This window comes from Nocardioides cremeus (genome assembly GCF_030518195.1).
Taxonomy (GTDB): Bacteria; Actinomycetota; Actinomycetes; order Propionibacteriales; family Nocardioidaceae; genus Nocardioides; species Nocardioides cremeus.
This window is the reverse complement of sequence record NZ_JAULSC010000015.1, coordinates 12,356-37,955: the sequence shown is the minus strand read 5'-3', so window position 1 is coordinate 37,955 and position 25,600 is coordinate 12,356. Positions and strand designations below refer to the sequence as shown.

Here is a 25,600-nt window from a genome sequence, read left to right as displayed (position 1 = left end):
CCGCATGAGCACCCACACCAGCACCTGGACCGTCGCCGGCATGACCTGCGGGCACTGCGTCGCCTCGGTCACCGAGGAGATCGCCGAGATCGACGGCGTCGAGACCGTCGACGTCACCCTCGAGAGCGGCGAGGTCGTCGTGACCAGCAACGCCCCGCTCGAGCGGGTCAGCGTCGAGCGCGCCGTCAGCGAGGCGGGATACGAGCTGACGTCATGACCACCACCTCGACCGGCCCCGGCCCCGCCGACACTGCCGACACCGCCGAGCGGGGCACCGAGGTCGACGTCGACCTCGCCATCACCGGCATGACCTGCGCCTCGTGCGCCAACCGCATCGAGCGCAAGCTCAACAAGCTCGAGGGCGTCAGCGCGACGGTCAACTACGCCACCGAGAAGGCGCACGTCGTCGCCCCCGCCTCGATCAGCACCGACCTGCTGCTCGAGACCGTCGCCAAGGCGGGGTACGCCGCCAGCGTGCCCGACCCCGGGAGCGACACCGACGACGCGGCCGACGAGCTCGCGGCGCTGCGCCGCCGGCTGGTGTTCTCCGCGGTGCTGGCCGTGCCGGTGGTCGCGCTGGCGATGGTGCCGGCGTGGCAGTTCGACCGCTGGGCCTGGGTCTCGCTGGTGCTGGCCACCCCCGTGGTGCTGTGGGGCGCCTGGCCCTTCCACCGGGCTGCGGTGACCAACCTGCGCCACGGCTCGACGACCATGGACACGCTCGTCTCCGTGGGCGTCGGGGCGGCGTACCTGTGGTCGGTCGTCGCGCTGGTCGTCGGTGACGCCGGCATGCCCGGCATGACCCACGGGTTCTCGCTGAGCCTGCAGCGTGGCGACGGCCTCGACGAGGTCTACCTCGAGGTCGCGGCCGGGGTCACCACGTTCCTGCTGGCCGGGCGCTGGTTCGAGAAGCGCTCGAAGCGCCGCGCCGGGGCCGCGCTCGAGGCGCTGCTGCGGATGGGCGCCAAAGAGGTCGCGCTGCTGCGCGACGGCGTCGAGACGCAGGTGCCCGCCGAGAGCCTGCGGGTCGGTGACGTCTTCGTGGTGCGACCCGGCGAGAAGGTGGCCACCGACGGCGAGGTCGTCGAGGGTGTCTCGGCGGTCGACGTGTCGATGCTGACCGGCGAGCCGGTGCCGGTCGACGTCGGCCCGGGCGACGTGGTCACCGGGGCCACCGTCAACGCCGGCGGCCGGCTGGTCGTGCGCGCCACCCGCGTCGGCTCCGACACCCAGCTGGCCCAGATGGCGCGCCTGGTCGAGCAGGCCCAGCAGGGCAAGGCCGAGGTGCAGCGCCTCGCCGACCGGGTCTCCGGCGTCTTCGTGCCCGTGGTCATCGCGCTCTCGCTGCTGACGCTGGCCGTGTGGCTGCTCAGCGGCGCCGGCGCGACCACCGCCTTCGCCGCGGCCGTCGCGGTGCTGATCATCGCCTGCCCCTGCGCCCTGGGCCTGGCCACGCCGACCGCGCTGATGGTGGGCACCGGTCGCGGTGCCCAGCTCGGCATCCTGATCCGCGGGCCCGAGATCCTCGAGTCCACCCGCCGTGTCGACACCGTCGTGCTCGACAAGACCGGCACCGTCACCACGGGGCGGATGAGCCTGGTCGACGTGGTCGCCCACGGGGCGGACGAGTCCGAGGTCCGCCGGGTCGCGGCCGCGCTCGAGCACGGATCGGAGCACCCCATCGCCCGCGCCGTGGCCACGGCCGCGCCGCGCGAGGAGCACCCCGAGGTGAGCGGCTTCGCCAACCGCGAGGGCCTCGGCGTCGTCGGCGACGTCTCGGGGCGGCGTACGGCGGTGGGACGCCCGGCGCTGCTCGAGGCCGAGGGCCTGGCCCTGCCCGGGCCGCTCGCCGACGCGCTCGAGGCGGCCCAGGCACAGGGCCGCACGCCGGTGCTGGTCGGCTGGGACGGCGCGGCCCGCGGCGTGCTGGTCGTCGCCGACACCGTCAAGGACACCTCCGCCGAGGCCGTCGCGAGGTTGCGCGCGCTGGGTCTCGAGCCGGTGCTGCTCACCGGCGACCACGAGCGGGCCGCCCGGTCGGTGGCCGCCGAGGTCGGCATCGAGACCGTGGTCGCCGACGTGCTGCCGGCCGACAAGGTCAGCGAGGTGCGCCGGCTGCAGGAGTCGGGCCGCGTGGTGGCGATGGTCGGCGACGGCGTCAACGACGCCGCCGCGCTCGCCCAGGCCGACCTCGGCATCGCGATGGGCACCGGCACCGACGTGGCCATCGAGGCCGCCGACCTGACCCTGGTCAGCGGCGACCTGCGCGTCGCCGGCGACGCGGTCGCGCTCGCGCGCCGCACCCTGGGCACCATCCGCGGCAACCTCTTCTGGGCCTTCGCCTACAACGTCGCCGCGCTCCCGCTGGCCGCTCTCGGCCTGCTCAGCCCGATGATCGCCGGCCTCGCGATGGCGCTCTCCTCCGTCTTCGTCGTCACCAACAGCCTGCGCCTGCGCCGCTTCCGCGGCGCCGTCGCTGGCTGACGGAGGCGCGCACCTCACCGCCGTTGGTTGAGCAGCGAGGGCCGAAGGCTCGAGCGTCGCCGAAACCCGGTGACCCCATGGCGTACGCCGCGTGGTCACCGTGGTGGGCAGCTCGCGGGGTCTCGGCGTCGTTCGTCGCTGGCGCTCCTCACTGCTCGACCAACGACGTCGTTGGTTGAGGAAGGCGCGCAGCGCCTGTCTCGAAACCCGGTGACTCCATGGCGTACTGCGAGCGCGGTTCTCGCGGGGTCTCGGCGTCGCTCGTCGCTGGCGCTCCTCACTGCTCGACCAACGAGGGGGGCCCTCAGCAGGTGGCGAAGAGGACGGGGCCGTCGGAGAGGTCGCTGAGGGGGTAGGCGCCGGCGACGGGGGAGAGGTCGAGGGTGACGGTGGTGCCGTCGGCGGTGACCTCGTCGACGCTGAACCGGTCGGAGAACGCCCCGCCCTGGCCGGGCGCGGGGCCGGCGGCGAGCGCGGCGCGGGTGTCGGCGTTGGTGCGGGCCTGCTCCTCGCTCTCGAAGCCCAGCCCGACCCGCAGGTCGAGCGGCTCCTGCGAGCCGCCGTCACCGTCCTCCTCGGGCGGCAGCAGCGCCAGCATGAAGCCCGTCAGCGGGTTGACCGGCCCGGCCTGCGCCAGCAGCTCGTCGGCGGCCGCCTGGTCGGACTCGCCGGCCGCGCCCATCGACAGCGCGCCGCAGGCCTGCTCCCCGGTGAGCAGCACCGCGCTGAGCGGCTGCTCGGGCAGGGTGCCGAGCACGTCGGTGACGCCGGCCGCGCTCGGCTCGTGCTCCTCGGCGGCCTCCTCGAGGCCGCGCTCGAGGTAGGTGCGCTGGTCGCTGGTCAGCACCAGCGAGCGGTCTTCGTCGAAGGCGACGAACTGCAGGGTGGGGGTGCCGGCGGTGCCGCTGGCCTGGTTGAGCCGGGCCAGCACCTCCTCGCCGCCCTCCCACACCCCGTCGGCCTCGTCGGGGCGGGTGTAGCCGATCGCCTCGAGCCGGTCGCCCAGCGCGGCGGTGTCGGCGTCCTCGCCGAGCCCCACGATCTCCAGCGCCCCATCCGGCGACTGCGCCAGCAGCTCCCAGTCGATGCTCGCCGGCGACCAGCCGAACGACTGCACCAGCAGCGGCGCCGACTCCACCAGCCCCGAGGCCGAGGTCAGGTCGGCGTCGAAGCCCGCGTCGAGCAGGCGGCGTACGGCGGCCTCGTCGGTGCCGGTGACCCCCAGCCGCTCGCGCACCGCCGCCCAGTCGGTCCAGGTCCAGCGCTGGCTGTCGGCGGGGGCAAGCGAGACCGCCCGCTCGAGGTCGCTGCCGGGCCCGCGCCACCAGCGCACCCCCACTGCGAGCACGGCGATCAGCAGCAGGGTCAGGACCACCACGCCGGCCACGACGAGCGCGCGGCGCCGCGGGTCCATCCCGGCCGTCGAGACGTCGTCGGCAGCGGTGGCGGAGGTGCTGGTGGATGAGCTGCTGCTCGGCTCGGGCACGGGTCGGGCTCCTCATCGCGGCGAAGGTGGTGTGAGACTACGGGCATGGCAGACGTCCCGAGCCGGTCCCGTGACGTCCTCGCCGCCGGGGTGGTGGTCTTCCGGCCCGGCCGCGAGGTGCTCCTGGTGCACCGGCAGCGCTACGACGACTGGTCCTTCCCCAAGGGCAAGCTCGACCCGGGGGAGCACGCGAGCACCGCCGCCGTGCGCGAGGTCGAGGAGGAGACCGGGCTGCACGTGCGCCTGGGCCCGCCGCTGCCCTCGCAGCGCTACCCCAACGCCAAGACCATGAAGACGGTCCACTACTGGGTCGGGCGGGTGGTCTCCGACGACTCCGTCGACCACTACGAGCTGAACGACGAGATCAGCGGCGTGCGCTGGGTGCCGGTCGAGGAGGCCGCGGCGCTGCTGACCTACGAGCGCGACCGGGAGCTCCTCGAGACCGCGCTCGGCGTGCGCAAGCGCACCCACGCCCTGGTCGTGCAGCGCCACGCCCGCGCCCGGGCCCGCTCGACGTGGCGCGGCGACGACCGGGAGCGCCCGCTGCAGCAGGTGGGGCGCACCCAGGCCTTCGGACTTGTGCCGGTGCTCGCGGCGTACGACGTGCGCCGGCTGGCGACCTCGCCGGCGGTGCGCTGCCTCGAGACCCTCACGCCGTACGCCGAGACGATCGGGGCCGACCTCGAGCACGTCGAGGAGGTGACCGAGGGCGCCGCGACCGAGGGCTCGGTGACCAAGGTCGTCACCGGCCTGGTCGAGGACCTGCACACCACCCGCCGCGGCGCGGTGCTGTGCACCCACCGCCCGGTGCTTCCGCTGGTCTTCGAGGCGCTCGGCCTCGACGACCCGGCCCTGGCGCCCGGCGAGATGGTCGTGGTGCACCTGCGCAAGGGCCGTGTGGTGGCCACCGAGCGGCACCTGCCGCACTGACGCGCCGTTGCCACTGGTCCAGACCGGCGTCAATGCCCCGGGGGGCAGATCCGGTGCAAGTTCATGTGACCGCCGTCTCGCGCTCCGGCTGTTGTTGCCGAGTTGGTGGAGCGGGTTCACCCTCCGTTCACCGACGCCCACAGGGCTGGTCACTTGCGCTGCTTAGCGTCGGTGCTGTCCGCAGAACATGAGACTCCAGGAGTGAAGAAGTGACGAGCACTTCCATCCGTCGGGCGATCGTCCCCGGCATCGCAGCGCTGACCCTCGCGCTGTCGGCCTGTGGCGCCGCCAACGAGGACACCGGCAGCACCTCCGTCGACGGCGGCGGCGACCTGTCCGGCACGCTCGCCGGCGGCGGCGCCTCCACGCAGCAGGCCGCCATGGGCGCCTGGGCGGTCGGCTTCCAGGGCATCAACCCCGACGTCACCGTCGAGTACGACCCGATCGGCTCGGGCGGTGGCCGTGAGAACTTCATCAGCGGCGCCTTCCCCTTCGCCGGCTCCGACGCCTACCTGACCGACGACGAGGGCGAGCTCTCCGACGCCACCGAGCGCTGCGGCGGCGAGGCCCCGATCCAGGTGCCGAGCTACATCAGCCCCATCGCGGTGGCCTACAACCTGCCCGGCGTCGACGAGCTGCGCCTCTCCCCGCAGGCCCTGGCCGGCATCATGGCCGGCAAGATCACCACCTGGGACGACGAGGCCATCGCCGAGGACAACCCCGACGCCGACCTGCCCTCCGAGCGCATCAACACGGTGCACCGCTCCGACGAGTCGGGCACCACCGAGAACTTCACCGACTACCTGACCACCGTCGCCCCCGACGCGTGGGACGCGGGCGTCGTGGAGACCTGGCCGACCGAGTACGGCGGCGAGGGTGCCAAGGGCACCTCCGGCGTGGTGCAGACGGTCGAGAACTCGGAGTTCTCCATCGGGTACGCCGACGCCAGCCAGACCGCCGAGCTGGGCCAGGCCCTCATCGGGGTCGGTGACGACTTCGTCGAGCCGTCGGCCGAGGCCGCCGCCAAGATCCTCGAGGCCTCGCCCGAGGCCGAGAGCGCCAGCGACACCGCGGTGATCTACGACCTCGACTTCGCCACCGAGGAGGCCGGCACCTACCCGATCGTGCTGACGTCCTACCTGATGGCCTGCCAGTCCTACGACGACGCCGCCGACGGCGAGCTCGTCAAGGCGTTCGTGGAGTACGTGATCTCCGACGAGGGCCAGGACCAGGCCGCCGCCGAGGCCGGTTCGGCCCCGCTGTCGGACTCGATCCAGGAGCAGTCGCTGTCGATCATCGAGAACATCGGCTGAGGCCGTAGTTTTCACCGTGTGCCCCACCACGACGTGGTGACGAGGGGCTCGGGACCGTCCACCATGGTCCCGGGCCCCTTGACCACGCCCGGCACCACCACCGCACCAGACCAGGAGACCCACCCGTGGCGATGACCACCGAGCCTCGATCCGACCGGGACGTGACGGCGATCGACCAGTCGACCGGTCGGGTCGGCGACGTCGTGTTCGCCGGCCTGGCCCGCAGCTCCGGCCTGCTCATCATGCTGGCCCTGGCCGGCGTGGCGGTCTTCCTGGTGGTGCAGGGCTCCGGGGCCCTGGGCAACACCGGCGACGCCGTCTACGGCAAGGACAGCATCTGGGGCTACGTGTGGCCGCTGCTGTTCGGCACCCTGCTGGCCTCGGTGATCGCGATGATCATCGCCGCTCCGCTGGCCATCGGGGTGGCGCTGATCATCTCCCACTACGCGCCGCGCCCGGTCGCCAAGACGCTGGGCTGGCTGATCGACCTGCTGGCCGCGATCCCCTCGGTCGTCTACGGCCTGTGGGGCATCAACTTCCTGGCCCTCAACCTGGTGCCCGCCTACGACTGGCTGCAGCGCAACGCCGGGTGGATCCCGTTCTTCGAGGGGCCGGTGCCCAACTCGGGACGCACCATGCTCACCGCCGGCATCGTGCTGGCGGTGATGGCGCTGCCGATCATCACCGCGATCTGCCGCGAGGTCTTCGCCCAGACGCCGAAGATGCACCAGGAGGCCGCCCTGGCCCTGGGGGCGACCCGGTGGGAGATGATCCGGATGACGGTCTTCCCCTACGCCCGCTCCGGCATGATCTCGGCCGTGCTGCTCGGCCTGGGCCGCGCGCTCGGCGAGACGATGGCCGTGGCCCTGGTGCTGGCCCCGAGCCTGCTGGTCTCGTTCAACCTGATCACCGCCGAGCAGAGCTCCTCGACGATCGCGGCCAACATCGCGCTGAACTTCGGCAACGCCTCCGGCGCCAAGATCGACACCCTCATCTTCACCGGCCTGGTGCTGTTCATCATCACCTTCGCCGTCAACTTCCTCGGTCGGGCCATCGCAGTCCGCGGCGTGGCGAAGGGCTGATCACGATGACCGACACCACCCTGACCCCCGTCGACGAGACCGGGCGCCACTCCATGCCGCTGCAGGGCGCCCAGCTGCCCCGCTACGCCCCGGGCCTGGCAGCCGGCATCGCCGTCGGCATCGCCGTGCTCGCGGTGCTGCTGGGCGGCGTCGGCGCCGTCGCCGCCGTGATGATCGGCTGGGTCCTGCTCGCCGTCGGGCTGCCCGCCTGGTCGCGTGCGGTCGAGGGACCCCGCAAGGCCGCCGACCGGGTCGCCGGTGTGCTGGTGTGGTCGGCGTTCGCGCTGGCGATGATCCCGCTGGTCTCGCTGGTGTGGACCGTGGTGAGCAAGGGCCTGCCGATCCTCTCGGCGCAGTTCTTCCAGAACTCGATGCGCGGCATCCTCGGCGAGGGCGGCGGCATCTACCACGCGGTGATGGGCACGCTGATCATCACCGCGCTCGCCACCTTGATCTCCGTGCCGATCGGCGTGCTGAGCGCCATCTACCTGGTGGAGTACGGCAAGGGCTCCAAGCTCGCCCGGGTGATCACCTTCCTGGTCGACGTGATGACGGGCATCCCCTCCATCGTGGCCGGGCTCTTCGCCTACGCGCTGTTCGTGATCTTCTTCGGCCCCGGGGTCCGGATGGGCTTCGGCGGCTCGGTGGCGCTGTCGGTGCTGATGATCCCGATCGTGGTCCGCGCGACCGAGGAGATGCTCAAGCTGGTGCCCGACGAGCTGCGCGAGGCGTCGTACGCCCTGGGCGTGCCGAAGTGGCGCACCATCGTCAAGGTGGTGCTGCCGACCGCGGTCGCCGGCATCGTCACCGGCGTCACCCTCGCCGTGGCCCGCGTCGCGGGCGAGACCGCCCCGCTGCTGATCATCGCCGGCCTGACCACCGGGGCGAACTTCAACCCGTTCTCGGAGCGGATGGCCACGCTGCCGGTCTTCATCTTCTACGCGATCACCGAGCCCGGCATCTACGACGAGGAGATGGCCGCCTACGCCTGGGGCGCGGCGCTGACCCTGGTCACGCTCGTGATGGTCCTCAACGTCGCGGCCCGCGTCATCGGCAGCGTCTTCGCCCCCAAGACCGGCCGCTGACGCGCCGCTGACCCGCCCACGGGCCCTCAGACTTCCTCTCCGACCCACACCTCAAGGACACTGTTTCCATGGCCAAGAGCATCGACGTCTCCGACCTCAACATCTACTACGGCGACTTCCTCGCCGTCGAGGGCGTCAGCATGACCATCAAGGCACGGTCGGTGACCGCCTTCATCGGCCCGTCGGGCTGCGGCAAGTCGACCTTCCTCCGCTCGCTCAACCGCATGCACGAGGTCATCCCCGGGGCCCGCGTCGAGGGCAAGGTGATGGTCGACGGGCAGTCGCTCTACGAGCCCTCGGTCGACCCGGTGGCCGTGCGCCGCCAGATCGGGATGGTCTTCCAGCGCCCCAACCCGTTCCCGACGATGTCGATCTACGACAACGTGCTGTCGGGCAAGAAGCTCAACTCCAAGCGGATGAAGAAGTCGGAGTCCGACGACCTGGTGGAGAAGTCGCTGCGCGGCGCCAACCTGTGGACCGAGGTCAAGGACCGGCTCGGCAAGCCCGGCATGGGCCTCTCCGGCGGCCAGCAGCAGCGCCTGTGCATCGCGCGCGCCATCGCCGTCGAGCCGCAGGTGCTGCTGATGGACGAGCCCTGCTCGGCGCTCGACCCGATCTCGACCTCGGCGATCGAGGACCTCATCCACGAGCTGAAGTCCGACTACACGATCGTCATCGTCACCCACAACATGCAGCAGGCCGCCCGCGTCTCCGACGAGACCGGCTTCTTCAACCTCAAGGCCACCGGTGAGCCCGGCCAGCTGGTGGAGTTCAACTCCACCAAGCAGATGTTCACCAACCCCGACAACGAGGCCACCGAGGCCTACATCTCCGGCCGCTTCGGCTGATCCTGACGGTCCTCACGGCGACACGCCGCGAGGGCGTCAGGGCCGTCAGGACGGTGCTGGCGGGGCTGCCTGTGGAGGGAGCCTGCACGCCACGCGCCGGGTGAGCATGCTTGCTCGCCATGACCGGGACGCGACCGACGCTGGGCGCCGCGCGCGACGTGGTGCTGCCGGTCCGGCTCGACCCGTCGGGAGTGGCCGGGCCGACCGCGCGAGCGGCGGCCGGCCCCGAGTGGCGGCGCACGTCGCACGGGCGCTACGTGCCGGCGTACGTCGAGCCGACCGCGGCGCAGCGCGTCGCCGAGGTGGGTGCAACGCTGCCGCGCGCGGCGGCCGTGACCGGATGGGCCGCGCTGACCTGGCGCGGCGCCCGCTGGTTCGAGGGCCTGGGTCCTGACGGCGTGGCATTCCCGGTGCCGGTGGTCGCGCCCACCCGCTGCCTGCGACCGCGTGACAGCCTGGTGCTGCACGAGGAGCGGTTGCCGGTCGTCGACCGTGAGGTGGTCGACGGTCTCGCGGTGACCACCTCCGTCCGCTCCACCGTCTCGCTGCTCCGGCACGCCCCCGACCTCGACACCGCGGTCTCGCAGCTGGAGATGGCCTACGCCAGCGACCTGGTCTCGCCTGCGGAGGTCGCCGCCTGGGTGCGCGCTCACCCCGGCCTGCCCGGCGTCGTCCGGGCGCGCGAGGCGCTGGCCCTGGCCGACGAGAACGTCTGGTCGCCCATGGAGTGGACGCTGCGCCGCACCTGGGCCGAGCAGGTGCCGGCGGCCAGGCTGCTCACCAACCGCCCCGTCTTCGACCGCACCGGCAAGCACATCGCCACGCCCGACGTCATCGACCCGGAGACGGGGGTGCTGGGCGAGTACGACGGTGCTGACCACCACGGCGGCGCCCGCCGGGCCCGCGACCTGCGCCGCGAGGGCGACCTGCGCAGGCACGGGCTCGAGCCCGTGGTGATGGTGGGCGCCGACGCGCACCGACCAGGGGCGTTCTGCTCACGGCTGCGTGACGCGTACACCCGCGTGGCGCGGCGGGCGGCCACCGAGCGCGACTGGACGCTCGAGCTGCCGCACTGGTGGCGGCCCACCCACACCGTCCAGCTGCGGCGCGCCATCGAGGGCACCGAGCGCGAGATCTGGCTCGGCGAGCGCAGCGCCCGCCCACCGTCCTGACGACCCTGACGCGATCGCGGCGTGTCGCGGTGAGGGTCGTCAGGACGGTCAGGGCAGCTGGAAGACGTAGTGCGAGAGCCAGTAGAAGGAGGCGGCGACCAGGCCGGCGGCGGGGAAGGTGAGCACCCAGGCGGTGACGATGGAGCGGGCCACGCCCCAGCGCACGGCCGAGAAGCGCTTGGTGGCGCCGGCGCCCATCACCGCGGAGGTGATGGTGTGGGTGGTGGAGATGGGGGCCTCGAAGACGAACGCGGTGGTGTAGAGGACACCGGCGGCGATCGTCTCGGAGGCGAAGCCGCGGGCCGGGTCGAGGGCGATGATGCGTCGGCCCAGGGTGCGCATGATCCGCCAGCCACCGGCCCAGGTGCCGGCCGAGATCGCGGCGGCCGCGGCGACGATCACCCAGATGGGCAGGTCGTCGTCGGCGCCGGCGTACCCGCCGACGACCAGGGCCAGGAAGATCACGCCCATCGTCTTCTGGGCGTCCTGCAGGCCGTGGCCCAGCGCCATCGCGGCGGCCGAGACGGTCTGGGCGATCCGGAAGCCGCGCTGGGTGCGGTGCGGGTTGCGGCGCCGGAAGACCCACATGATGGCCAGCATCAGCGCGAAGGCGGCAGCGAACCCGAAGAGCGGCGAGGCGACCATCGGGATCAGGATCTTGTCGACGATGACGTCCCACTTCACCAGCGACCCCGAGGCGATGGCCGCGCCGACCAGGCCGCCGATCAGGGCGTGCGAGGAGGAGGAAGGCAGCCCGTAGTACCAGGTCAGCAGGTTCCAGCCGATCGCGCCGAGCAGGCCCGACATCACGACGACCAGCCCCGCGGTGCCGGCTTCGGGGGTGATCACCGAGCCGACGGTGTTGGCGACCTCCTGGCCCAGGAAGGCGCCGATGAAGTTCATCACCGCCGCCATCCCGAGCGCCACGCGCGGGGTCAGCGCGCGCGTCGAGACCGACGTGGCGATGGCGTTGGCGGCGTCGTGGAAGCCGTTGGTGTAGTCGAAGACCAGAGCGACGACGACGACCGCGATGACGATCGCGAGGGTCAACTCAGGACTCCTTGACCGCGATCTGCTCGATCGTGTTGGCGACCTTCTCGAAGGCGTCGATGGAGCCCTCGAGCGCCTCGGCGATGTCCTTGAGCTTGAGCACCTCCATCGCCTTGAACTCGCCCGAGAACAGGTGCGCCATGATCCGCCGGTGGTTGCGGTCGCCGGCGTTCTCGAGCCGGTTGATCTCGATCCAGTACTCGTCGAGCGAGGCCATCGAGCGCAGCCCGGGCATCACCGTGGCGGTCAGGTCGGCGCACTGCTGCAGCAGCTCGACCTGGTCGAGCAGCGCGGCCGGCAGCACCTTGGGCTCGTAGAGCAGCACCATGTCGACGGCCTCGTCCATCATGTCCATCACGTCGTCGAGCCCCGAGGCCAGCGCGTAGATGTCCTCGCGGTCGAAGGGCGTGACGAAGGTCGAGTTCACCTGCTTGACGATGGTGTGGGTGGTCTCGTCGGCGGCGTGCTCGGCGTCGCGCATCCGCTGCGCCACGCTCTCCCGGTCGGCCCCCTCGGTGAGCATCTCGGCCAGCAGGCCGGCCCCGACCGCCAGGTGCTGGGCGGCGGCGGTGAAGTGGTCGTAGAACGAGGTCTCGACCGGACGGAAACGCAGTCGCACGGTGTGTCTCTCCTGGGGGCGACGAGATGGCCGCGCTCAGACTAGGGCCACCGGCGTCGAGGTGACCAACGCACGACGTGCAGGTGTACGGGGGGTGACGCGGCGGCTCAGCCGGTGGCGCTGGTGTGCCGCCGGCCCCGCTGCCGCTCGATCAGCGCCTCCTGCAGGTGTACGCCGCCCTCGTTGCGCGCCCAGGACCCGTCGCTGGTCAGCACCCACGCGCTGGTGTCGGGGTCGAAGGCCAGGTCGAGCAGGTCGCCGATGGACTCGATGCTGGCGGCGTCGGGCAGGCGCACCAGCACCTCGACGCGCCGGTCGAGGTTGCGGTGCATCAGGTCGGCCGAGCCGATCCAGGCGACCGGGTCGCCGCCGTTCTCGAACCAGAAGACCCGCGAGTGCTCCAGGAAGCGGCCCAGCACCGAGCGCACGGTGATGTTCTCACTCAGCCCGGGCACGCCGGGACGCAGCGCGCAGGTGCCGCGCACCAGCATCTCGACCGGCACCCCCGCATTGCTCGCCAGGTAGAGCGCGTCGATGACGGACTCGTCGACCACCGAGTTGGCCTTGATCCGGATCCGCGCGGGGCGGCCGGCGAGGTGGTGGCTGATCTCGTGGTGGACCTGCTCGATCAGCCCGGGCCGCACCGAGTCGGGGGCGACCAGCAGCTCGTCGTACGAGGCGTTGCGCGACCAGCCCGAGAGGTTGTTGAACAGGTGGGCGACGTCCTCGCCGATCCGCTCGTCGGTGGTGATCAGGCCGAGGTCCTCGTAGAGCCGCGAGGTCTTGGGGTTGTAGTTGCCGGTGCCGATGTGGGTGTAGCGGCGGATGCCGCCCTGGCCCTCGCCCTCGTCGCGCACCACCATCGAGAGCTTGCAGTGGGTCTTGAGGCCCACCAGGCCGTAGACGACGTGGCAGCCGGCCTGCTCGAGCTTGCGGGCCCAGCGGATGTTGGCCTGCTCGTCGAAGCGGGCCTTGATCTCGACGATCACCAGCACCTGCTTGCCGGCCTCGGCGGCGTCGATCAGGGCGTCGATGATGGGGGAGTCGCCGGAGGTGCGGTAGAGCGTCTGCTTGATCGCCAGCACGTGCGGGTCGGCGGCGGCCTGCTCGATGAAGCGCTGCACCGAGGTGGCGAACGAGTCGTAGGGGTGGTGCAGCAGCACGTCGTGGCGGCGCGCGGCCTTGAAGACGTCGACCGGGGCGGCCGACTCGACCTCCGAGAGCAGCCGGTGGGTCGTCGGCACGAACGCGGGGTACTTCAGCTCCTCGCGGCCGATGTCGGCGATGCTGTGCAGTCCGCGCAGGTCGAGCGGGCCGGGCAGGTGGAAGACCTCCTCGCGGCTCACCCCCAGTTCCTCCATCAGCAGCTCGAGGACCTGCGGGGCGATGGACTCCTCGACCTCCAGGCGCACCGCCGGCCCGAAGCGGCGGCGTAGCAGCTCCTTCTCCAGGGCGGCGAGGAGGTTCTCGGCGTCGTCCTCCTCCACCTCCAGGTCCTCGTTGCGGGTGACCCGGAAGGCGTGCGCCTCGCGCACCTCCATGCCCGGGAAGAGCCGCTTGAGGTGCTCGCGGATGACGTCCTCGAGCGGCACGAAGCGGTGGTTGCCCAGCGGCACGAACCGGCTGAAGCTCGGCGGCACCTTGACCCGGGCGAAGTGCTCCTTGCCCGTCTTGGGGTTGCGGATCATCACCGCGAGGTTGAGCGAGAGCCCGGAGATGTAGGGGAAGGGGTGCGCGGGGTCGACGGCCAGCGGGGTCAGCACCGGGAAGATCCGGTCCTTGAACATCCGCTTGCACTGCTTCTGCTCGTCGCGGTCGAGGTCGTCCCAGCGCACCAGCTCGATGTCGTGCTCGAGCAGCTCGGGCACGATCCGGTCGCGGAAGAGCGAGGCCTGGCGCTCGCTGAGCTCGCGGGTGGTGGTCCAGATCCGCTCGAGCACGTCGAGCGGCATCAGCCCGGAGGCGGCGCGCACGGCCAGCCCGGTGGCGATGCGGCGCTTGAGCCCGGCCACGCGGACCATGAAGAACTCGTCGAGGTTGCTGGTGAAGATCGCCAGGAACCGCACCCGCTCCAGCAGCGGCAGGTCGGGGTCCTCGGCCAGCTCGAGCACCCGCTGGTTGAAGTGCAGCCACGACAGCTCGCGGTCGAGGAAGCGGTCGTCGTGGGCCTGCACCGCGGCCAGGGCGTCCTCGTCGGGCCCGTACGCCGCCTGCTCGCCGTCGAGCGCCTCGGCCGCCTCGGCTGCCGGGTGGGACGAGCCGTCCTGGGGCTCGACGGGCGCCTCGGTGGGTGAGGGGGCGGGCGTCTCGGCCGGGGCGTCGACCGCGGACGGGGCAGCGGGGGCGGCGGGGTCGGGAGGCACGGCGGGCATGGGCCCAGTGTGGCACCGGTGGTTGAACAGGAGATGACGCTAGGTTGGGGACCCGTGATCACCTCCCACGCCCAGCAGGTCGTCGAGCGTCTCCTGGTCAGGGCGGTGACCGGTCTCCCTGAGGTCGTCCAGCGCCGGCTCGGCCGCCCGGTGGTGCGCGACACGCAGACCCTCGCCGACGACGTGCGGCTGATGCTGGCCCTGCAGCGCCTGGCCCGCGAGCCCGCCATCGAGACCATGCCGATCGTCGAGGGCCGCCGGGCGATGGCCCGCCAGACCGCGATCATCGCCGGCGACGACCCGGTCGCGGAGGTCCGCGACCTGCGGGTCGCCGACCTGCCGGCGCGGCTCTACGTACCCAGCGCCTGCCGCGGCGCGGGGCCCCACCCGACGCTGCTGTTCCTCCACGGCGGCGGGTTCGTCTACGGCGACCTCGACAGCCACGACGCGCCGTGCCGGCTGCTGGCCTCGGAGGCGGGGGTGAGGGTGCTGGCGGTCGACTACCGGCTCGCGCCCGAGCACCGCTTCCCGGCCGCCCACGACGACGCGTGGGCGGCGTACCGCTGGCTGCTCGAGCACGCCGACGAGGTCGGCGCCGACACCGCGCGGCTGGCGGTGGGCGGCGACTCCGCGGGCGCCAACCTGGCCGCGGCGACCGCGCTGGCCGCCGCGCGCGAGGGGCTGCCGCTGGCGCTGCAGCTGCTGGTCTACCCCGGCACCGACGCGCTGCGCGACACCGAGAGCCTGCGGCTCTTCGGCGACGGCTTCTACCTCACCCAGGGCTTCATCGACCTGGCCGCCGACGCCTACTACCCGCACCTGTCGCAGGACGAGCGGCGCGACCCGCGGCTCTCGCCGGCGTACGCCGACCTCGACGCGGTCGCCGACCGGCTCGCGCCCGTCTTCCTGTGCACCGCCGGCTTCGACCCGCTGCGCGACGAGGGCGAGGCATACGCGCGGCGCCTGGAGGAGGCCGGCGTGGCCGTCGAGGTGCGCCGCTTCGAGGACCAGATCCACGGCTTCCTCAACATGACCGGCGCCGGGCGCACGCCGCGCGCGGCCGTCATCGAGATCGCGCACCGGTTGGAGGCCGGGCTCGCCTAGAGCCCGGGCCAGGGCCGGGTCAGAGCTCGGGGCGCCAGGCGCGCAGCCCGCGCAGGAACTCCTCGGGGTCGACCATGGTCGCGTCGACGGCGACCGGCGGCAGCGTCTTGCGGTGGAAGAGCACCCGCCACTCGCGGTCGCCGACCTCGCCGACCACCTCGATGGTGGTGCCGGGGTTGGCGGCGCTGAAGCGGTGGTGGCCGTCGGCGTCGACGATGTCGACCATCCCGTCGTCGGCGATGGTGGCGTGGCCCGAGGCGCGCAGCGAGCGCGCCGCGACCGTGCCCAGCAGCACCCCGACCAGCAGGGCGCCCAGCGCCAACGGTGCCGTGAAGCCCTCGGCGAGGCCGACCCCGACGCCGACGAGCACCGCGAGCAGCGCCAGGGCGCCGGCGACGGCGCCGACCACCCGGCTGCGGGTGCGCGGGTGGGCGGCGGGCGGGTGCGGGTCGCGACCGGTCGGGCGTACGCCGTCGGCGGGCCCGTCGGGGCTGCCCAGCAGGCCCTGCAGGCCCCGTCCGCCGCCCGCCGAGCCGCCTGAGCCGCCTGAGCCACCTGCTCGACCGCCCTGCTGACGGGCCTGGGCCAGCTCGTCGGCGAGCGCGGCGGCGCGCTGCTCGGCCTCGAGCCGTTCGGCCATCGCGACCTCGACCAGCTCGGCGTGGTGGCGCACGGAGGCCTCGACGGCCTGGCGGTCGACGGCCCGGTCGGCCGCGGCCTGCTCGGCCTCGGCGCGGGCGGCGACGGCCTCGGCGGCAGCCCGCTCGGCGTCCTCGCGGGCCGTCTGTGCCTGGCTCAGCGCCTGGTGGTGGTCGCGGGCGGCGGCGCCCATCTGCTCGAGGACCTCGCTGGTGCGCTGCTCGGCGGCCTCGCGCTCGCGCACCGCCTCGGCGGCCATCTGGGCGTGGCGCTGGGCGTCGGTCTCCGCGACGGCGCGGGCCTCGGCGGCCACGGTCGCGGCCTGCTCGGCGGCGAGTCGGGCCTCGTGGGCCTCGGCGGCGAGCCGGGCGTGCTCGGTGGCGGCGGTGTCGGCGCCCGCGCGGGCCTCGTGGGCCTCCTGCGCGGCCCGGGCCTCGGCGGCGGCGTCGGCGCGCGCGGCCTCGAGGGCGCTGCCGGCGGCCTCGGCGTCGCGACCCCGGGCGGCGGCGGCCTGGTGGGCGGCGTCGGCCAGGGCGACGGACTCGCTGAGCCGCACCGCCGCGTCGGTGGCGGCCTGCTCGGCGCCCTCGCGGGCGGTGTGGGCCTGCTCGGCCAGCCGGGCGTGCTCGGCGGCGGTCTCCTCGGCGGCCTGCCGGGCGGCGGCGGACTGCTCGGCGGCGGCGTCGGCCTCGGCGCGCGCCCGGTGGGCGGCGGCCGCGGCCTCGCCCTGCTCCTGCGCGCGGGCGTCGGCCTCGGCGCGGGCCCGGTGCGCGGTCTCGGCCGCCTCGTGGGCGGTGCGGGCGACGGCCTCGGCCTGCTCGCGCGCGGCCAGCGCCTCGTCGGCCAGCCCGGCCTGCACCCGGCCGGCCTCCTCGGCCTCGAGCCGCGCGGCGCGGGCCTGCTCGGTCTCCTCGGCGCGGTCGCGGGCGGCCTGCTCGGCGGCCTGGCGGGCCTCGTGGGCCTGCTCGGCGAGGTGGGCCTGCTGGGCGGCGGCCTGGTCGGCCTCGGTGCGGGCGCGGGCGTGCTCGGCGGCGACGCGGTCGGCCTCCTCGCGGGCGGCTGCCTGCTCGGCGGCGGCGTCCTCGGCGGTGGTGCGGGCCTCGGCGGCGGTCTGGGCGCGGGCCTCGGCCTCGCGGGCGGTGTGCTCGGCGTTCTCTCGGTCGGAGTGGGCCTGGGTGGCGGCTTCGCCGTGGGCGGTGGCGACCTCCTCGGCCTGGCGGCGGGCGGTGAGGGCGTCCTCGGCGGCCGTCGCGGCGGCGGTGGCGGCCTGCTCGGCGGCAGTGCGGGCCTCGTGGGCGGCGGTGGCGGCCTCGGCCTGGGCGCGGGCGGCCTGGTCGGCCTCGGCGCGGGCGCGGGCGTGCTCGGCGGCGACGCGGTCGGCCTCCTCGCGGGCGGCTGCCTGCTCGGCGGCGGCGTCCTCGGCGGTGGTGCGGGCCTCGGCGGCGGTCTGGGCGCGGGCCTCGGCCTCGCGGGCGGTGTGCTCGGCGTTCTCTCGGTCGGAGTGGGCCTGGGTGGCGGCTTCGCCGTGGGCGGTGGCGACCTCCTCGGCCTGGCGGCGGGCGGTGAGGGCGTCCTCGGCGGCCGTCGCGGCGGCGGTGGCGGCCTGCTCGGCGGCAGTGCGGGCCTCGTGGGCGGCGGTGGCGGCCTCGGCCTGGGCGCGGGCGGCCTCGTCGGCCTCGGCGCGCGCGTCGGCGGCCACCCGGGCGGCCTCCTCGGCGGCGGCGCGCTGCTCGGCCTGCTCCTCGGCGCGGCGGGTGGCCTCCGCCTCGCGCCGCAGCGCCTCCTCCGCGGCCTGCTCGGCGGCCTCGCGGGCCTGCGCCGACTCCTGGGCGCGCTCCTGGATCGACGTCTCGGCCGCGGCCCGTGCCTCGGCGGCCACGCGAGCGGCCTCCTCGGCGGCCGAGCGGGCGGCGTACGCCTCCTGCGCGGCGGCGGCGAGCTCGGCGGCGGCCCGGTCGGCCTCGGCGCGCGCCTCGACGGCCTGCTGGGCCAGCTCCTCGGCGGCGATCCGCTCGGCGGCCTGCTCGGCGGCGGCCAGCTCGGCGGAGTGCCGCAGCGACGCGGCCCGCTCGGCGGCCGCGGTCTGGCTGGCGATCCGCTCCTGCAGCTCCTCCACCGACGGCGGCGGCGCGGCAGCACCGGCATCACCGGCCGCGCTGGTGGGGGACGGCGAGGCGGAGCGGCGCAGCCAGCGGCGCGGCTCGGTGGGGGGCTGACCGGGAGTGCTCATCGGGGTCAGTACACCAGCGCCTGCACCTGGTCGCCGAGGACCTCCTCGGCGAAGAGCGCCGCCCCGGCCATCCGCAGCCCCGGCGCGAGGTCGGCCTCGGTGATGCCGCGGCGCGCCGCGCACTGGGTGCACACCGTCACCCGGCCGCTGGCCAGCACCACCTCGAGCAGCTGCGCGACGGGGGTGGCGTGCTCGAGCCCGAGGTCGGGCCCCCCGCCCGCGACGGCGTACGACGCCGCGTCACCGGTCAGCCACAGCGAGACGTCGGCGCCGGCCGCGGCCGCGGAGGCCGCCACGGTGAAGGCCTGGTTGGAGCGCTCGGGGTCGCCGGCGGCGCAGGTGACCTTGATGACGAGGGGACGCATGGGCGCAGCCTAGACAAGGCCCTGCGCCGGGGTCGGGCCTATGGTGGAGACGTGCCGATCGAACTCCCGCCCAACCTGCATCCCCACTGTGGCCCCCTCGTCTGGCTGCTCGGCACCTGGACCGGCAGCGGCAAGGGCGACTACCCCGGGATCGAGCCCTACGACTACCAGCAGGAGCTGGTCTTCCAGCAGGACGGCCGCCCGTTCCTGCACTACTTCTCCCGCTCGTGGGTCGTCGACGAGAACGGCGAGAAGGTCCGCGACGCCGCCCAGGAGACCGGCTTCCTGCGCTGCCCCGAGGTCGGCAAGGTCGAGATGGTGCTGGCGCACAACACCGGCATCTCCGAGATCTGGTACGGCAACGCCGAGGACGGCAAGATCGAGCTGCGCACCGCCGGCGTGGCCTTCACCGAGACCGCCCGCGAGGTCACCGGCGGCCACCGGCTCTACGGCAACGTCGAGGGCGACCTGCTCTACGCCTACGACATGGAGGCCGAGGGCAAGGAGCTGCAGCCGCACCTGTGGGCACGGCTCAAGAGGTCCTGAGGTCCGCGATGCGACAGGCCGGGCGATGACCGACGACCTGCGCCGGCGCCTGGCCGGGCGCGGCTACCGGCTCACGCCCCAGCGCGAGCTGGTGCTGCGCGCGGTCGAGTCGCTGGGCCACGCCACGCCCGACGAGGTGCTGGCCGAGGTGCGCCAGCACTCCTCGGCGGTCAACGTCTCCACCGTCTACCGCAACCTCGAGGTGCTCGAGGAGCTCGGGCTGGTGCGCCACGCGCACCTCTCCGACCGGGCACCGACCTACCACTCCGTCACCGACCACGAGCACTTCCACCTGGTGTGCCGCAGCTGCCGGGGGGTGGTCTCGGTCGGCGCCGAGGCCGCCTCGGTGCTGACCGGACGCCTCGCCGACGAGCACGGCTTCACCGCCGACATCGGTCACCTGACCGTCTTCGGCACCTGCGCCGAGTGCGCACGAGAGGAGAACCCATGACCACCACCCCTCCCAGCCAGCCCAGCCAGCCCAGCCCCCTGCTCGACCTCCCCGGCGCCGTCGCCGGCAACGGCGTCGACGCCCCGGTGGCCGCCCACTACGGCTCCTTCAACGCCGAGCAGCGCACGCTCGAGTCGGGGGAGGGCTTCGTCGACCTCTCCCACCGCGACGTGCTGCGCATCGAGGGCCCCGACCGGCTGACCTGGCTGCACTCGCTGACCACCCAGTTCTTCCTCGACCTCGCCCCGCGGGTGTGGACCGACGCGCTGGTGCTCTCCCCGCAGGGCCACGTCGAGCACGCCTTCAGCGGGTACGACGACGGCGAGGCGTTCGTGGCCCACACCGAGCCCGGCGCGGCCGCGGCGCTGCTGGGGTTCCTCGAGCGGATGAAGTTCATGACCCGCGTCGAGCTCTCCGACGTCACCGACACCGTCGCGGTGACCTGGCGCGCCTCGTCGAGCGGCACGACGTACGAGCTGGTGCCCCGCGACCAGCTGGCGACGTACGCCGCCGCCGCGGGGCCGGCCTGCGGGATGTGGGCCTTCGAGGCGCTGCGCATCGCCCGCGGCGAGCCGCGCCACCTGGTCGACACCGACGCGCGCACCATCCCCAACGAGGCCGGCTGGGTCGGCCCGGCGGTGCACCTCGACAAGGGCTGCTACCGCGGCCAGGAGACCGTGGCGCGGGTGCACACCCTGGGCCGCCCGCCGCGGCGGCTGACGCTGCTGCACCTCGACGGCACCGAGAACCGGCTGCCCGAGCAGGGTGCCGAGCTGCTCCACGGCGAGAAGGTCGTCGGCTTCGTCGGCAGCTCGGCGCGCCACCACGAGCTGGGCCCGATCGCCCTGGCGATGGTCAAGCGCAACGTGCCGCTGGAGGCGACCCTCGAGGTCGACTCGATGCCCGCGGCCCAGGAGGTCGTGGTCGACCCGGAGGTCGGGCTGCACGTGCGGCCCAAGCTGCGCTGAGCGGCCTCAGCGCGAGTGCTGCTCGATGTGCGGGCAGCGGCGCCCGTACTTGCGACGGCAGCGGATCGTGCGGCGGAGCTTGCGGAACACGACGGGAAGCACCTCTTCTCGAGTCGGCCCGAGACGGCGATGACCACTGCAAAGTCAAGCGCACCCGCCGGGACCGCGCAGCATGGTCGACCGCGCGGTCCAGACAGCTCTCACCCCTGGGGAGGGCGTGGCCCCGTCGCGCGGTGGGCAGCGTGGAGTCATGAGCACTCCAGGCACCCACCCCGACCCGCCCCACGGCGAGGTCGACGTCGACACGCTGTCCACGCCGCAGCTGATGTCTCGGCTCTCGCAGCAGACCTCCGAGCTGGTCAGCGCCGAGCTGCGGCTGGCGAAGGCCGAGATCCAGCAGAGCGTCAAGCACGCCGGGATCGGCGTCGGGCTCCTCGGTGGCGCGGGCACGCTGGTCTGGTTCGCGCTGGGCACGCTGGTGGCCGCCGCCGTGCTGGCCCTCGACCTGGTGCTGCCCGCCTGGGCCGCGGCACTCGTGGTGGCCGGCGTGCTGCTGGCCGCGGCCGCGCTGCTGGGCCTCGTGGGCAAGAAGCAGGTCGACCAGGCCACCCCGCCGGTCTCGGCCACCCAGACCAACGTGCAGCGCGACGTCGAGACCGTGAAGGAGGCCCGCCGCCATGGCTGAGCCGCAGCAGGACCCCCGCGAGGGCTCCCAGGACCAGACTCCGGAGCAGATCGAGGCCGAGATCGAGGCCGCCCGCCAGCGTCTCGGCGAGACCGTCGAGGCGCTGGGCGCCAAGACCGACGTGAAGGGCCGCGTCTCGCACCGCGCGCAGTCGGTGCGCGAGCAGCACGGCACCGCGCTGCTGGCCGGCGGCATCGGCGCGCTGGTGCTGGTGGTCGGCGTCGTGGCGTGGCGGCGGCGCGGGTGAGCGACGACACCCGCCAGGCCGAGCGCCCGGTCGATCCCGACCACGACGCCAAGCCGGACTCGCCCGACGACCTGACCGGCCCGTCGTGGAAGTACGTGCTGCGCAAGACCGGACGCGAGTTCGGCAAGGACCAGTGCACCGACCTGGCCGCGGCGCTGACCTACTACGCGGTGCTGGCGCTCTTCCCCGGCCTGCTGGCGCTGCTGAGCCTGGTGGGCCTGCTGGGCCAGGGCCAGGAGTCGGCGCGCACCATCCTGGGCATCCTGCGTGACGTCGGCGCCGGCTCGGTCGCCGACACCCTCGAGCCCACGCTGCTCGACCTGAGCCAGAGCACCGGGGCGGGCCTCGCGCTCGTCGTGGGCCTGCTGGCCGCGCTGTGGTCGGCCAGCGGCTACGTCACCTCGTTCGGGCGGGCGATGAACCGCATCCACGAGGTCGGCGAGGGCCGTCCGATCTGGAAGCTGCGCCCGGTGATGCTGCTGGTGACCCTGGTCGAGGTGGTGCTGGCGGCCGCCGTGCTGACCGCGCTGGTGGTCACCGGGCCCGCCGCGGAGGCCGTCGGGTCGGCGATCGGCGTCGGTGACACGGCCGTGCTGGTGTGGAGCATCGCCAAGTGGCCGGTGCTGCTGGTCGCGGTGGTGCTGATGGTGGCGATCCTCTTCTACTCCACCCCCAACGTGGAGCAGCCGAAGTTCCGCTGGATCTCGGTCGGTGCCGCGCTGGCCATCCTGGTCTGGGCGCTGGCGTCGGCGGCGTTCGGCTTCTACGTCGCCAACTTCTCCAGCTACGACAAGACCTACGGCTCGCTGGCCGGCGTCATCGTCTTCCTACTGTGGGTGTGGCTGACCAACCTGGCGCTGCTCTTCGGCGCCGAGCTCGACTCCGAGCTCGAGCGCGGCCGTGAGCTGCAGGCCGGGCTGCCGGCCGAGGACCAGCTGCAGCTGCCGCCGCGCGACACCCGCAACATCGAGAAGGCCGAGGAGAAGCACGAGGAGGACGTGGCGATCGGGCGCGCGCTGCGCGAGAGCCACGGCCACGAGGACGACCCCGACGAGGTCGGCCCGGGCACGGGTGCGGGGGTCGACCCCGACCCAAAAGCACCGGGCACGACCACAGCGACGGGCACAGCGACGAGCACGAGGGAGACACGATGAGGCGCGAGGAACGCACCAGCACGTCGGCCCGGATCCTCTACCGGCCGGTCGGCATCACCAGCTCGATCGTCGCCGGCGTGGTGGCCGGCCAGGTCTTCAAGCAGGTCTGGAAGCGGGTCAGCGCCGGTGACGGCGCCGACGCCCCCAGGGCGCTGGAGTCGGAGTACTCGATGAAGGAGGTGCTGGCCGCGGCGGCCCTGCAGGGTGCCGTCTTCGCGGTGGTCAAGGCCGCCGTCGACCGCGGCGGGGCCCGGGCCTTCCAGCGGGCCACGGGGGAGTGGCCCGGCGACTGACCCTCCGCCCGGCCGGCGAGGGTGCCGGCGGGCGCGCGTAAACCTTGCGTTAAACGTGGGGTAAAGCGTCTGGGTGCTGGCCGCCGGCGGCCATAGGCTGCCTCCTGCCGCCGCACGCCCACGACCGTCCGCGAGGTGCTCGTCGCCTCGTGCCCGCCCGGAAGCCACCCGCTTGCACCCGCCCACCGACGACCCGTCCACCACCCCCACCCGTCGCGAACGGGTGACCCCGCACGACGCGGTCGCCCCCGGTGCCGCGGTGCCTCTGCACGAGGCCGGGGACGAGCAGGGCGCGCCGGTCGTGCTGCTGCACCATCGCGGAGCGGACGCCCAGGTGTGGGCGCCGACGCTGGCGCTGGGCTCGTGGAGCGTGCGCCTGCTGGCCCCCGATCTGGCCGGCCTGGCCGACCTGCCCGGTGTGAGCGAGGGCGCCGACGCGGCGTACGTCGTCGACTCGCTGCGCGCCACCGAGCGGCGCGCGCTGCTGGTGGTCGCCGAGGGCGACGCGGCCCCGCTGGCCGTCGAGATGGCGCTGGCCCGTCCCGAGGCCGTGGCCGGCCTGGTGCTGCTGGCCCCCGACGAGCACACCGCCCGGGCCGTGGTGGAGCGGCTGCGCCTGCTCACGGTGCCGGTGTGGGCGGCCGCCGGGGAGCGTTCCGACCCGGGCGCGGCGTCCTCGAGCGTCGAGGTGCCGGGGGCGCGGTGGCTGCGCCTGCCCGGCGTCGGCGACGAGCCGGTCACCGAGCACCCCGACCTGGTCATCGACCTGGTGCACGGCGCGGTCGCCGAGCTCGCGGCGACCCCGCGGCCTCAGGACGGGCGTCGGTACATCACGTGGGTGTCCTCCGAGGCGTGCGTGAAGCCCAGCTTGTCGCGGTAGACCCGGATCGCCGCGGCGTTGTCGGACTCGACGTAGAGGATCACCTCGTTGACCTGCAGGTCGGCCAGGTGGTGCAGGCCGGCGAGGGTGACCAGCCGGCCCAGGCCGGCGCCCTGCGCGTCGGGGTCGACCCCGACGACGTACACCTCGCCGAGGTCGTGGGTGTGCCGCTTGGTCCAGTGGAAGGCCAGCAGACGGCCCTCGGCGCCCTCGGAGGTGTCGACGGCGAGGATCAGCCCGGCGGGGTCGAACCACTGCTCGGCCATCCGCTCGGCGAGGTTCTCGGCGTCCATCGCGCCCTGCTCGGGGTGGGCGGCGAAGGCGGCGGCGTTGAGGCGCAGCACCGCGTCGGCGTCGGCGTCGGTGTAGGAGCGCAGCCGCACGCCCGGGGGCGGCTCGAGGCGCGGCAGCGGGGTCGACGTACGCCGGCGCATCACCCACAGCTCGCGGGCGCGCTCGAAGCCGGTGCGCTCGGCGAGGCGGCGGGCGGCGGGGTGGTCGGCGTGCGACCAGGCCTCGAGGGCGACCTGGGGGCCGACCTCGCCGATCAGCCGCTCGAGCAGCTTGGCGCCCAGGCCGTGGCCGCGGGCCTCGGGGGCGACGACGAGGGAGATCTGTCCGTCGACGAGCACGGCGACGGCGTCGCCCTCGACCCACGACCGGAACCGGTCGGGGTGGCGCAGCGCCATCAAGGTGGCCTCGTCGAGCGGAGCGGTGCCGTCGGCGGCCTCCGAGAGGGCCGCGACCCGTTCGATCTGGCGGGCGTCGTGGAGGGAGTCCATTCCCCCGAGCCTAGCCAGAGGCCGGCTCGGTGACCCCGGCTTCCCTCGATGGCTCGGTGACGGCACGCGCGTCGGCCTCGGCGCGGGCGTCCTTGGCCGGCACCACGAAGCGGTAGCCGACGTTGCGCACGGTGCCGATGAGCGTCTCGTGCTCGACGCCGAGCTTGGCGCGCAGGCGGCGCACGTGCACGTCGACGGTGCGGGTGCCGCCGAAGTAGTCGTAGCCCCAGACCTCCTGCAGCAGCTGCTGGCGGTTGAAGACCCGCCCGGGGTGCTGGGCCAGGTGCTTGAGGAGCTCGAACTCCTTGAAGGTCAGGTCGAGGGGGCGCTTGCCGATGCGCGCGGTGTAGGTCGTCTCGTCGACGGTGACCTCGCCGGAGCGGATCAGGTGGCTCTCGGGGTCGTCGGCGTCGCGGCGCGCGGCCAGGCGGCCGATGCCGAGCTTGATGCGGGCCTCGAGCTCGGCTGGGCCGCAGGTGTGCAGCACCACGTCGTCCATGCCCCAGTCGTGGCTGACCACGGCCAGCCCGCCCTCGGTGACCACCAGCAGCACCGGCTGGTCGCTGCCGGTGGTGCGGATGAGGCGGCACAGGTCGCGGGCGTGCGCGAGGTCCTGGCGGCCGTCGACGAGCAGCAGGTCGGCGTCGGGCGCCTCGAGGAGCGCGCTGCCCTCGGGCGGCAGCACCCGGACCTGGTGGCCCAGCAGGGCGAGCCCGGGGAGCACCTCGGCCGAGGGCTGCAGGGCGCTGGTCAGGAGGAGAATCGTGCTCACGGTGGGTCCCTCCGGTGTGCGGGGGACCAGAACGCATCGTTGG

25 protein-coding genes are annotated in these 25,600 nt (G+C 73.9%); 17 read left to right on the top strand and 8 right to left on the bottom strand.

Features of this window, described 5'->3' with window-relative positions; translation table 11 throughout:
* Positions 1–4: 4 nt before the first annotated feature.
* A complete protein-coding gene (locus tag QWJ41_RS14310; protein WP_302709084.1) occupies positions 5–217 on the top strand; it encodes a heavy-metal-associated domain-containing protein in 213 nt (70 codons plus the stop codon).
* Positions 214–2,484 (top strand): heavy metal translocating P-type ATPase, encoded by a 2,271-nt coding sequence (locus QWJ41_RS14305; protein WP_336623294.1) that lies wholly within the window; start codon positions 214–216, stop codon positions 2,482–2,484. The genes QWJ41_RS14310 and QWJ41_RS14305 overlap by 4 nt, the downstream gene beginning before the upstream one ends.
* 304 nt (positions 2,485–2,788) lie before the next feature.
* Here QWJ41_RS14305 and QWJ41_RS14300 read toward each other — a convergent pair whose 3' ends face one another.
* On the bottom strand, positions 2,789–3,970 hold the full coding sequence (locus tag QWJ41_RS14300; RefSeq protein WP_302709083.1) for a hypothetical protein: 1,182 nt from the start codon (positions 3,968–3,970) through the stop codon (positions 2,789–2,791).
* Between the two features lie 45 nt (positions 3,971–4,015).
* Here QWJ41_RS14300 and QWJ41_RS14295 point away from each other — a divergent pair, with 45 nt between their 5' ends.
* The 6 genes from QWJ41_RS14295 (at position 4,016) to QWJ41_RS14270 (ending at position 10,400) form a co-directional block, all read left to right on the top strand.
* Positions 4,016–4,900: an NUDIX hydrolase gene (locus QWJ41_RS14295; RefSeq protein WP_302709082.1), complete on the top strand. Its 885-nt coding sequence runs from the start codon at positions 4,016–4,018 to the stop codon at positions 4,898–4,900.
* Between the two features lie 209 nt (positions 4,901–5,109).
* The gene (gene pstS / locus QWJ41_RS14290; protein WP_302709081.1) at positions 5,110–6,213 is read left to right on the top strand and encodes a phosphate ABC transporter substrate-binding protein PstS; all 1,104 of its coding nucleotides are present in this window, start codon (positions 5,110–5,112) and stop codon (positions 6,211–6,213) included.
* A gap of 131 nt (positions 6,214–6,344) precedes the next feature.
* Positions 6,345–7,295, top strand: a complete 951-nt coding sequence (pstC, locus tag QWJ41_RS14285; protein WP_302709144.1) for a phosphate ABC transporter permease subunit PstC — start codon at positions 6,345–6,347, stop codon at positions 7,293–7,295.
* 5 nt (positions 7,296–7,300) lie between these two features.
* Complete coding sequence (pstA, locus tag QWJ41_RS14280; RefSeq protein WP_302709080.1) at positions 7,301–8,380, top strand: phosphate ABC transporter permease PstA; 1,080 nt, start codon at positions 7,301–7,303, stop codon at positions 8,378–8,380.
* Positions 8,381–8,448: 68 nt separating this feature from the next.
* Positions 8,449–9,228 (top strand): phosphate ABC transporter ATP-binding protein PstB, encoded by a 780-nt coding sequence (pstB, locus tag QWJ41_RS14275; RefSeq protein WP_302709079.1) that lies wholly within the window; start codon positions 8,449–8,451, stop codon positions 9,226–9,228.
* A 119-nt stretch (positions 9,229–9,347) separates the two neighbouring features.
* Entirely contained in the window at positions 9,348–10,400 is a 1,053-nt protein-coding gene (locus tag QWJ41_RS14270; protein ID WP_302709078.1) for a hypothetical protein, read from the top strand.
* 48 nt (positions 10,401–10,448) lie between these two features.
* Here the strand turns inward: QWJ41_RS14270 and QWJ41_RS14265 are convergent, their stop codons facing one another.
* The 3 genes from QWJ41_RS14265 to QWJ41_RS14255 form a co-directional block, all read right to left on the bottom strand.
* Positions 10,449–11,450, bottom strand: coding sequence for an inorganic phosphate transporter (locus tag QWJ41_RS14265; protein WP_302709077.1), 1,002 nt, complete (start codon positions 11,448–11,450; stop codon positions 10,449–10,451).
* A 1-nt stretch (position 11,451) separates the two neighbouring features.
* On the bottom strand, positions 11,452–12,069 hold the full coding sequence (locus tag QWJ41_RS14260; RefSeq protein ID WP_302709076.1) for a DUF47 domain-containing protein: 618 nt from the start codon (positions 12,067–12,069) through the stop codon (positions 11,452–11,454).
* A 107-nt stretch (positions 12,070–12,176) separates the two neighbouring features.
* Positions 12,177–14,441, bottom strand: coding sequence for an RNA degradosome polyphosphate kinase (locus QWJ41_RS14255; RefSeq protein WP_302709075.1), 2,265 nt, complete (start codon positions 14,439–14,441; stop codon positions 12,177–12,179).
* Between the two features lie 54 nt (positions 14,442–14,495).
* Here QWJ41_RS14255 and QWJ41_RS14250 point away from each other — a divergent pair, with 54 nt between their 5' ends.
* Entirely contained in the window at positions 14,496–15,545 is a 1,050-nt protein-coding gene (locus QWJ41_RS14250) for an alpha/beta hydrolase (protein ID WP_302709074.1), read from the top strand.
* A 19-nt stretch (positions 15,546–15,564) separates the two neighbouring features.
* On the opposite strand, the gene QWJ41_RS14245 is transcribed toward QWJ41_RS14250, so the two are convergent.
* Both QWJ41_RS14245 and QWJ41_RS14240 read right to left on the bottom strand, forming a co-directional pair.
* Complete coding sequence (locus QWJ41_RS14245; protein WP_302709073.1) at positions 15,565–18,414, bottom strand: coiled-coil domain-containing protein; 2,850 nt, start codon at positions 18,412–18,414, stop codon at positions 15,565–15,567.
* Positions 18,415–18,419: 5 nt separating this feature from the next.
* The gene (locus tag QWJ41_RS14240) at positions 18,420–18,779 is read right to left on the bottom strand and encodes a DsrE family protein (protein WP_193669903.1); all 360 of its coding nucleotides are present in this window, start codon (positions 18,777–18,779) and stop codon (positions 18,420–18,422) included.
* Between the two features lie 51 nt (positions 18,780–18,830).
* Between QWJ41_RS14240 and QWJ41_RS14235 the strand changes: the two genes are divergently transcribed.
* The 8 genes from QWJ41_RS14235 (at position 18,831) to QWJ41_RS14200 (ending at position 24,003) form a co-directional block, all read left to right on the top strand.
* Positions 18,831–19,325, top strand: a complete 495-nt coding sequence (locus QWJ41_RS14235; protein WP_193669902.1) for a heme-binding beta-barrel domain-containing protein — start codon at positions 18,831–18,833, stop codon at positions 19,323–19,325.
* Between the two features lie 25 nt (positions 19,326–19,350).
* Entirely contained in the window at positions 19,351–19,776 is a 426-nt protein-coding gene (locus tag QWJ41_RS14230) for a Fur family transcriptional regulator (protein ID WP_193669901.1), read from the top strand.
* Positions 19,773–20,744 carry a CAF17-like 4Fe-4S cluster assembly/insertion protein YgfZ gene (ygfZ, locus tag QWJ41_RS14225; protein WP_302709072.1) on the top strand — a complete coding sequence of 324 codons (972 nt, stop codon included), beginning with the start codon at positions 19,773–19,775 and terminating at the stop codon, positions 20,742–20,744. The genes QWJ41_RS14230 and ygfZ overlap by 4 nt, the downstream gene beginning before the upstream one ends.
* 250 nt (positions 20,745–20,994) lie before the next feature.
* Positions 20,995–21,429, top strand: a complete 435-nt coding sequence (locus tag QWJ41_RS14220; protein WP_302709071.1) for a phage holin family protein — start codon at positions 20,995–20,997, stop codon at positions 21,427–21,429.
* Entirely contained in the window at positions 21,422–21,676 is a 255-nt protein-coding gene (locus tag QWJ41_RS14215) for a DUF3618 domain-containing protein (protein WP_302709070.1), read from the top strand. The genes QWJ41_RS14220 and QWJ41_RS14215 overlap by 8 nt, the downstream gene beginning before the upstream one ends.
* Positions 21,673–22,830, top strand: a complete 1,158-nt coding sequence (locus QWJ41_RS14210) for a YihY/virulence factor BrkB family protein (RefSeq protein WP_302709069.1) — start codon at positions 21,673–21,675, stop codon at positions 22,828–22,830. Before QWJ41_RS14215 ends, QWJ41_RS14210 begins: the two co-directional genes overlap by 4 nt.
* Positions 22,827–23,123: a DUF4235 domain-containing protein gene (locus QWJ41_RS14205; protein WP_302709068.1), complete on the top strand. Its 297-nt coding sequence runs from the start codon at positions 22,827–22,829 to the stop codon at positions 23,121–23,123. Before QWJ41_RS14210 ends, QWJ41_RS14205 begins: the two co-directional genes overlap by 4 nt.
* 172 nt (positions 23,124–23,295) lie before the next feature.
* Positions 23,296–24,003: an alpha/beta fold hydrolase gene (locus QWJ41_RS14200; RefSeq protein WP_302709067.1), complete on the top strand. Its 708-nt coding sequence runs from the start codon at positions 23,296–23,298 to the stop codon at positions 24,001–24,003.
* On the opposite strand, the gene mshD is transcribed toward QWJ41_RS14200, so the two are convergent.
* Together mshD and QWJ41_RS14190 are read right to left on the bottom strand one after the other, a co-directional pair.
* On the bottom strand, positions 23,934–24,785 hold the full coding sequence (mshD, locus tag QWJ41_RS14195) for a mycothiol synthase (RefSeq protein WP_302709066.1): 852 nt from the start codon (positions 24,783–24,785) through the stop codon (positions 23,934–23,936). The two genes, QWJ41_RS14200 and mshD, sit on opposite strands and share 70 nt — an antisense overlap.
* Before the next feature lie 10 nt (positions 24,786–24,795).
* Positions 24,796–25,557 carry a response regulator transcription factor gene (locus QWJ41_RS14190; RefSeq protein WP_302709065.1) on the bottom strand — a complete coding sequence of 254 codons (762 nt, stop codon included), beginning with the start codon at positions 25,555–25,557 and terminating at the stop codon, positions 24,796–24,798.
* Positions 25,558–25,600 lie beyond the last annotated feature (43 nt).

Bases quoted from the DNA above. Each gene is read 5' to 3' on its own strand.
- QWJ41_RS14230 (WP_193669901.1), top strand. From the start codon at position 19,351: ATGACCGACGACCTGCGCCGGCGCCTGGCCGGGCGCGGCTACCGGCTC.
- QWJ41_RS14305 (WP_336623294.1), top strand. From the start codon at position 214: ATGACCACCACCTCGACCGGCCCCGGCCCCGCCGACACTGCCGACACC.
- QWJ41_RS14205 (WP_302709068.1), top strand. From the start codon at position 22,827: ATGAGGCGCGAGGAACGCACCAGCACGTCGGCCCGGATCCTCTACCGG.
- QWJ41_RS14270 (WP_302709078.1), top strand. From the start codon at position 9,348: ATGACCGGGACGCGACCGACGCTGGGCGCCGCGCGCGACGTGGTGCTG.
- QWJ41_RS14295 (WP_302709082.1), top strand. From the start codon at position 4,016: ATGGCAGACGTCCCGAGCCGGTCCCGTGACGTCCTCGCCGCCGGGGTG.
- ygfZ (WP_302709072.1), top strand. From the start codon at position 19,773: ATGACCACCACCCCTCCCAGCCAGCCCAGCCAGCCCAGCCCCCTGCTC.
- QWJ41_RS14255 (WP_302709075.1), bottom strand. From the start codon at position 14,441: ATGCCCGCCGTGCCTCCCGACCCCGCCGCCCCCGCTGCCCCGTCCGCG.
- QWJ41_RS14240 (WP_193669903.1), bottom strand. From the start codon at position 18,779: ATGCGTCCCCTCGTCATCAAGGTCACCTGCGCCGCCGGCGACCCCGAG.
- QWJ41_RS14310 (WP_302709084.1), top strand. From the start codon at position 5: ATGAGCACCCACACCAGCACCTGGACCGTCGCCGGCATGACCTGCGGG.
- QWJ41_RS14220 (WP_302709071.1), top strand. From the start codon at position 20,995: ATGAGCACTCCAGGCACCCACCCCGACCCGCCCCACGGCGAGGTCGAC.
- pstB (WP_302709079.1), top strand. From the start codon at position 8,449: ATGGCCAAGAGCATCGACGTCTCCGACCTCAACATCTACTACGGCGAC.
- pstC (WP_302709144.1), top strand. From the start codon at position 6,345: ATGACCACCGAGCCTCGATCCGACCGGGACGTGACGGCGATCGACCAG.
- mshD (WP_302709066.1), bottom strand. From the start codon at position 24,785: ATGGACTCCCTCCACGACGCCCGCCAGATCGAACGGGTCGCGGCCCTC.
- pstA (WP_302709080.1), top strand. From the start codon at position 7,301: ATGACCGACACCACCCTGACCCCCGTCGACGAGACCGGGCGCCACTCC.
- QWJ41_RS14215 (WP_302709070.1), top strand. From the start codon at position 21,422: ATGGCTGAGCCGCAGCAGGACCCCCGCGAGGGCTCCCAGGACCAGACT.
- QWJ41_RS14245 (WP_302709073.1), bottom strand. From the start codon at position 18,414: ATGAGCACTCCCGGTCAGCCCCCCACCGAGCCGCGCCGCTGGCTGCGC.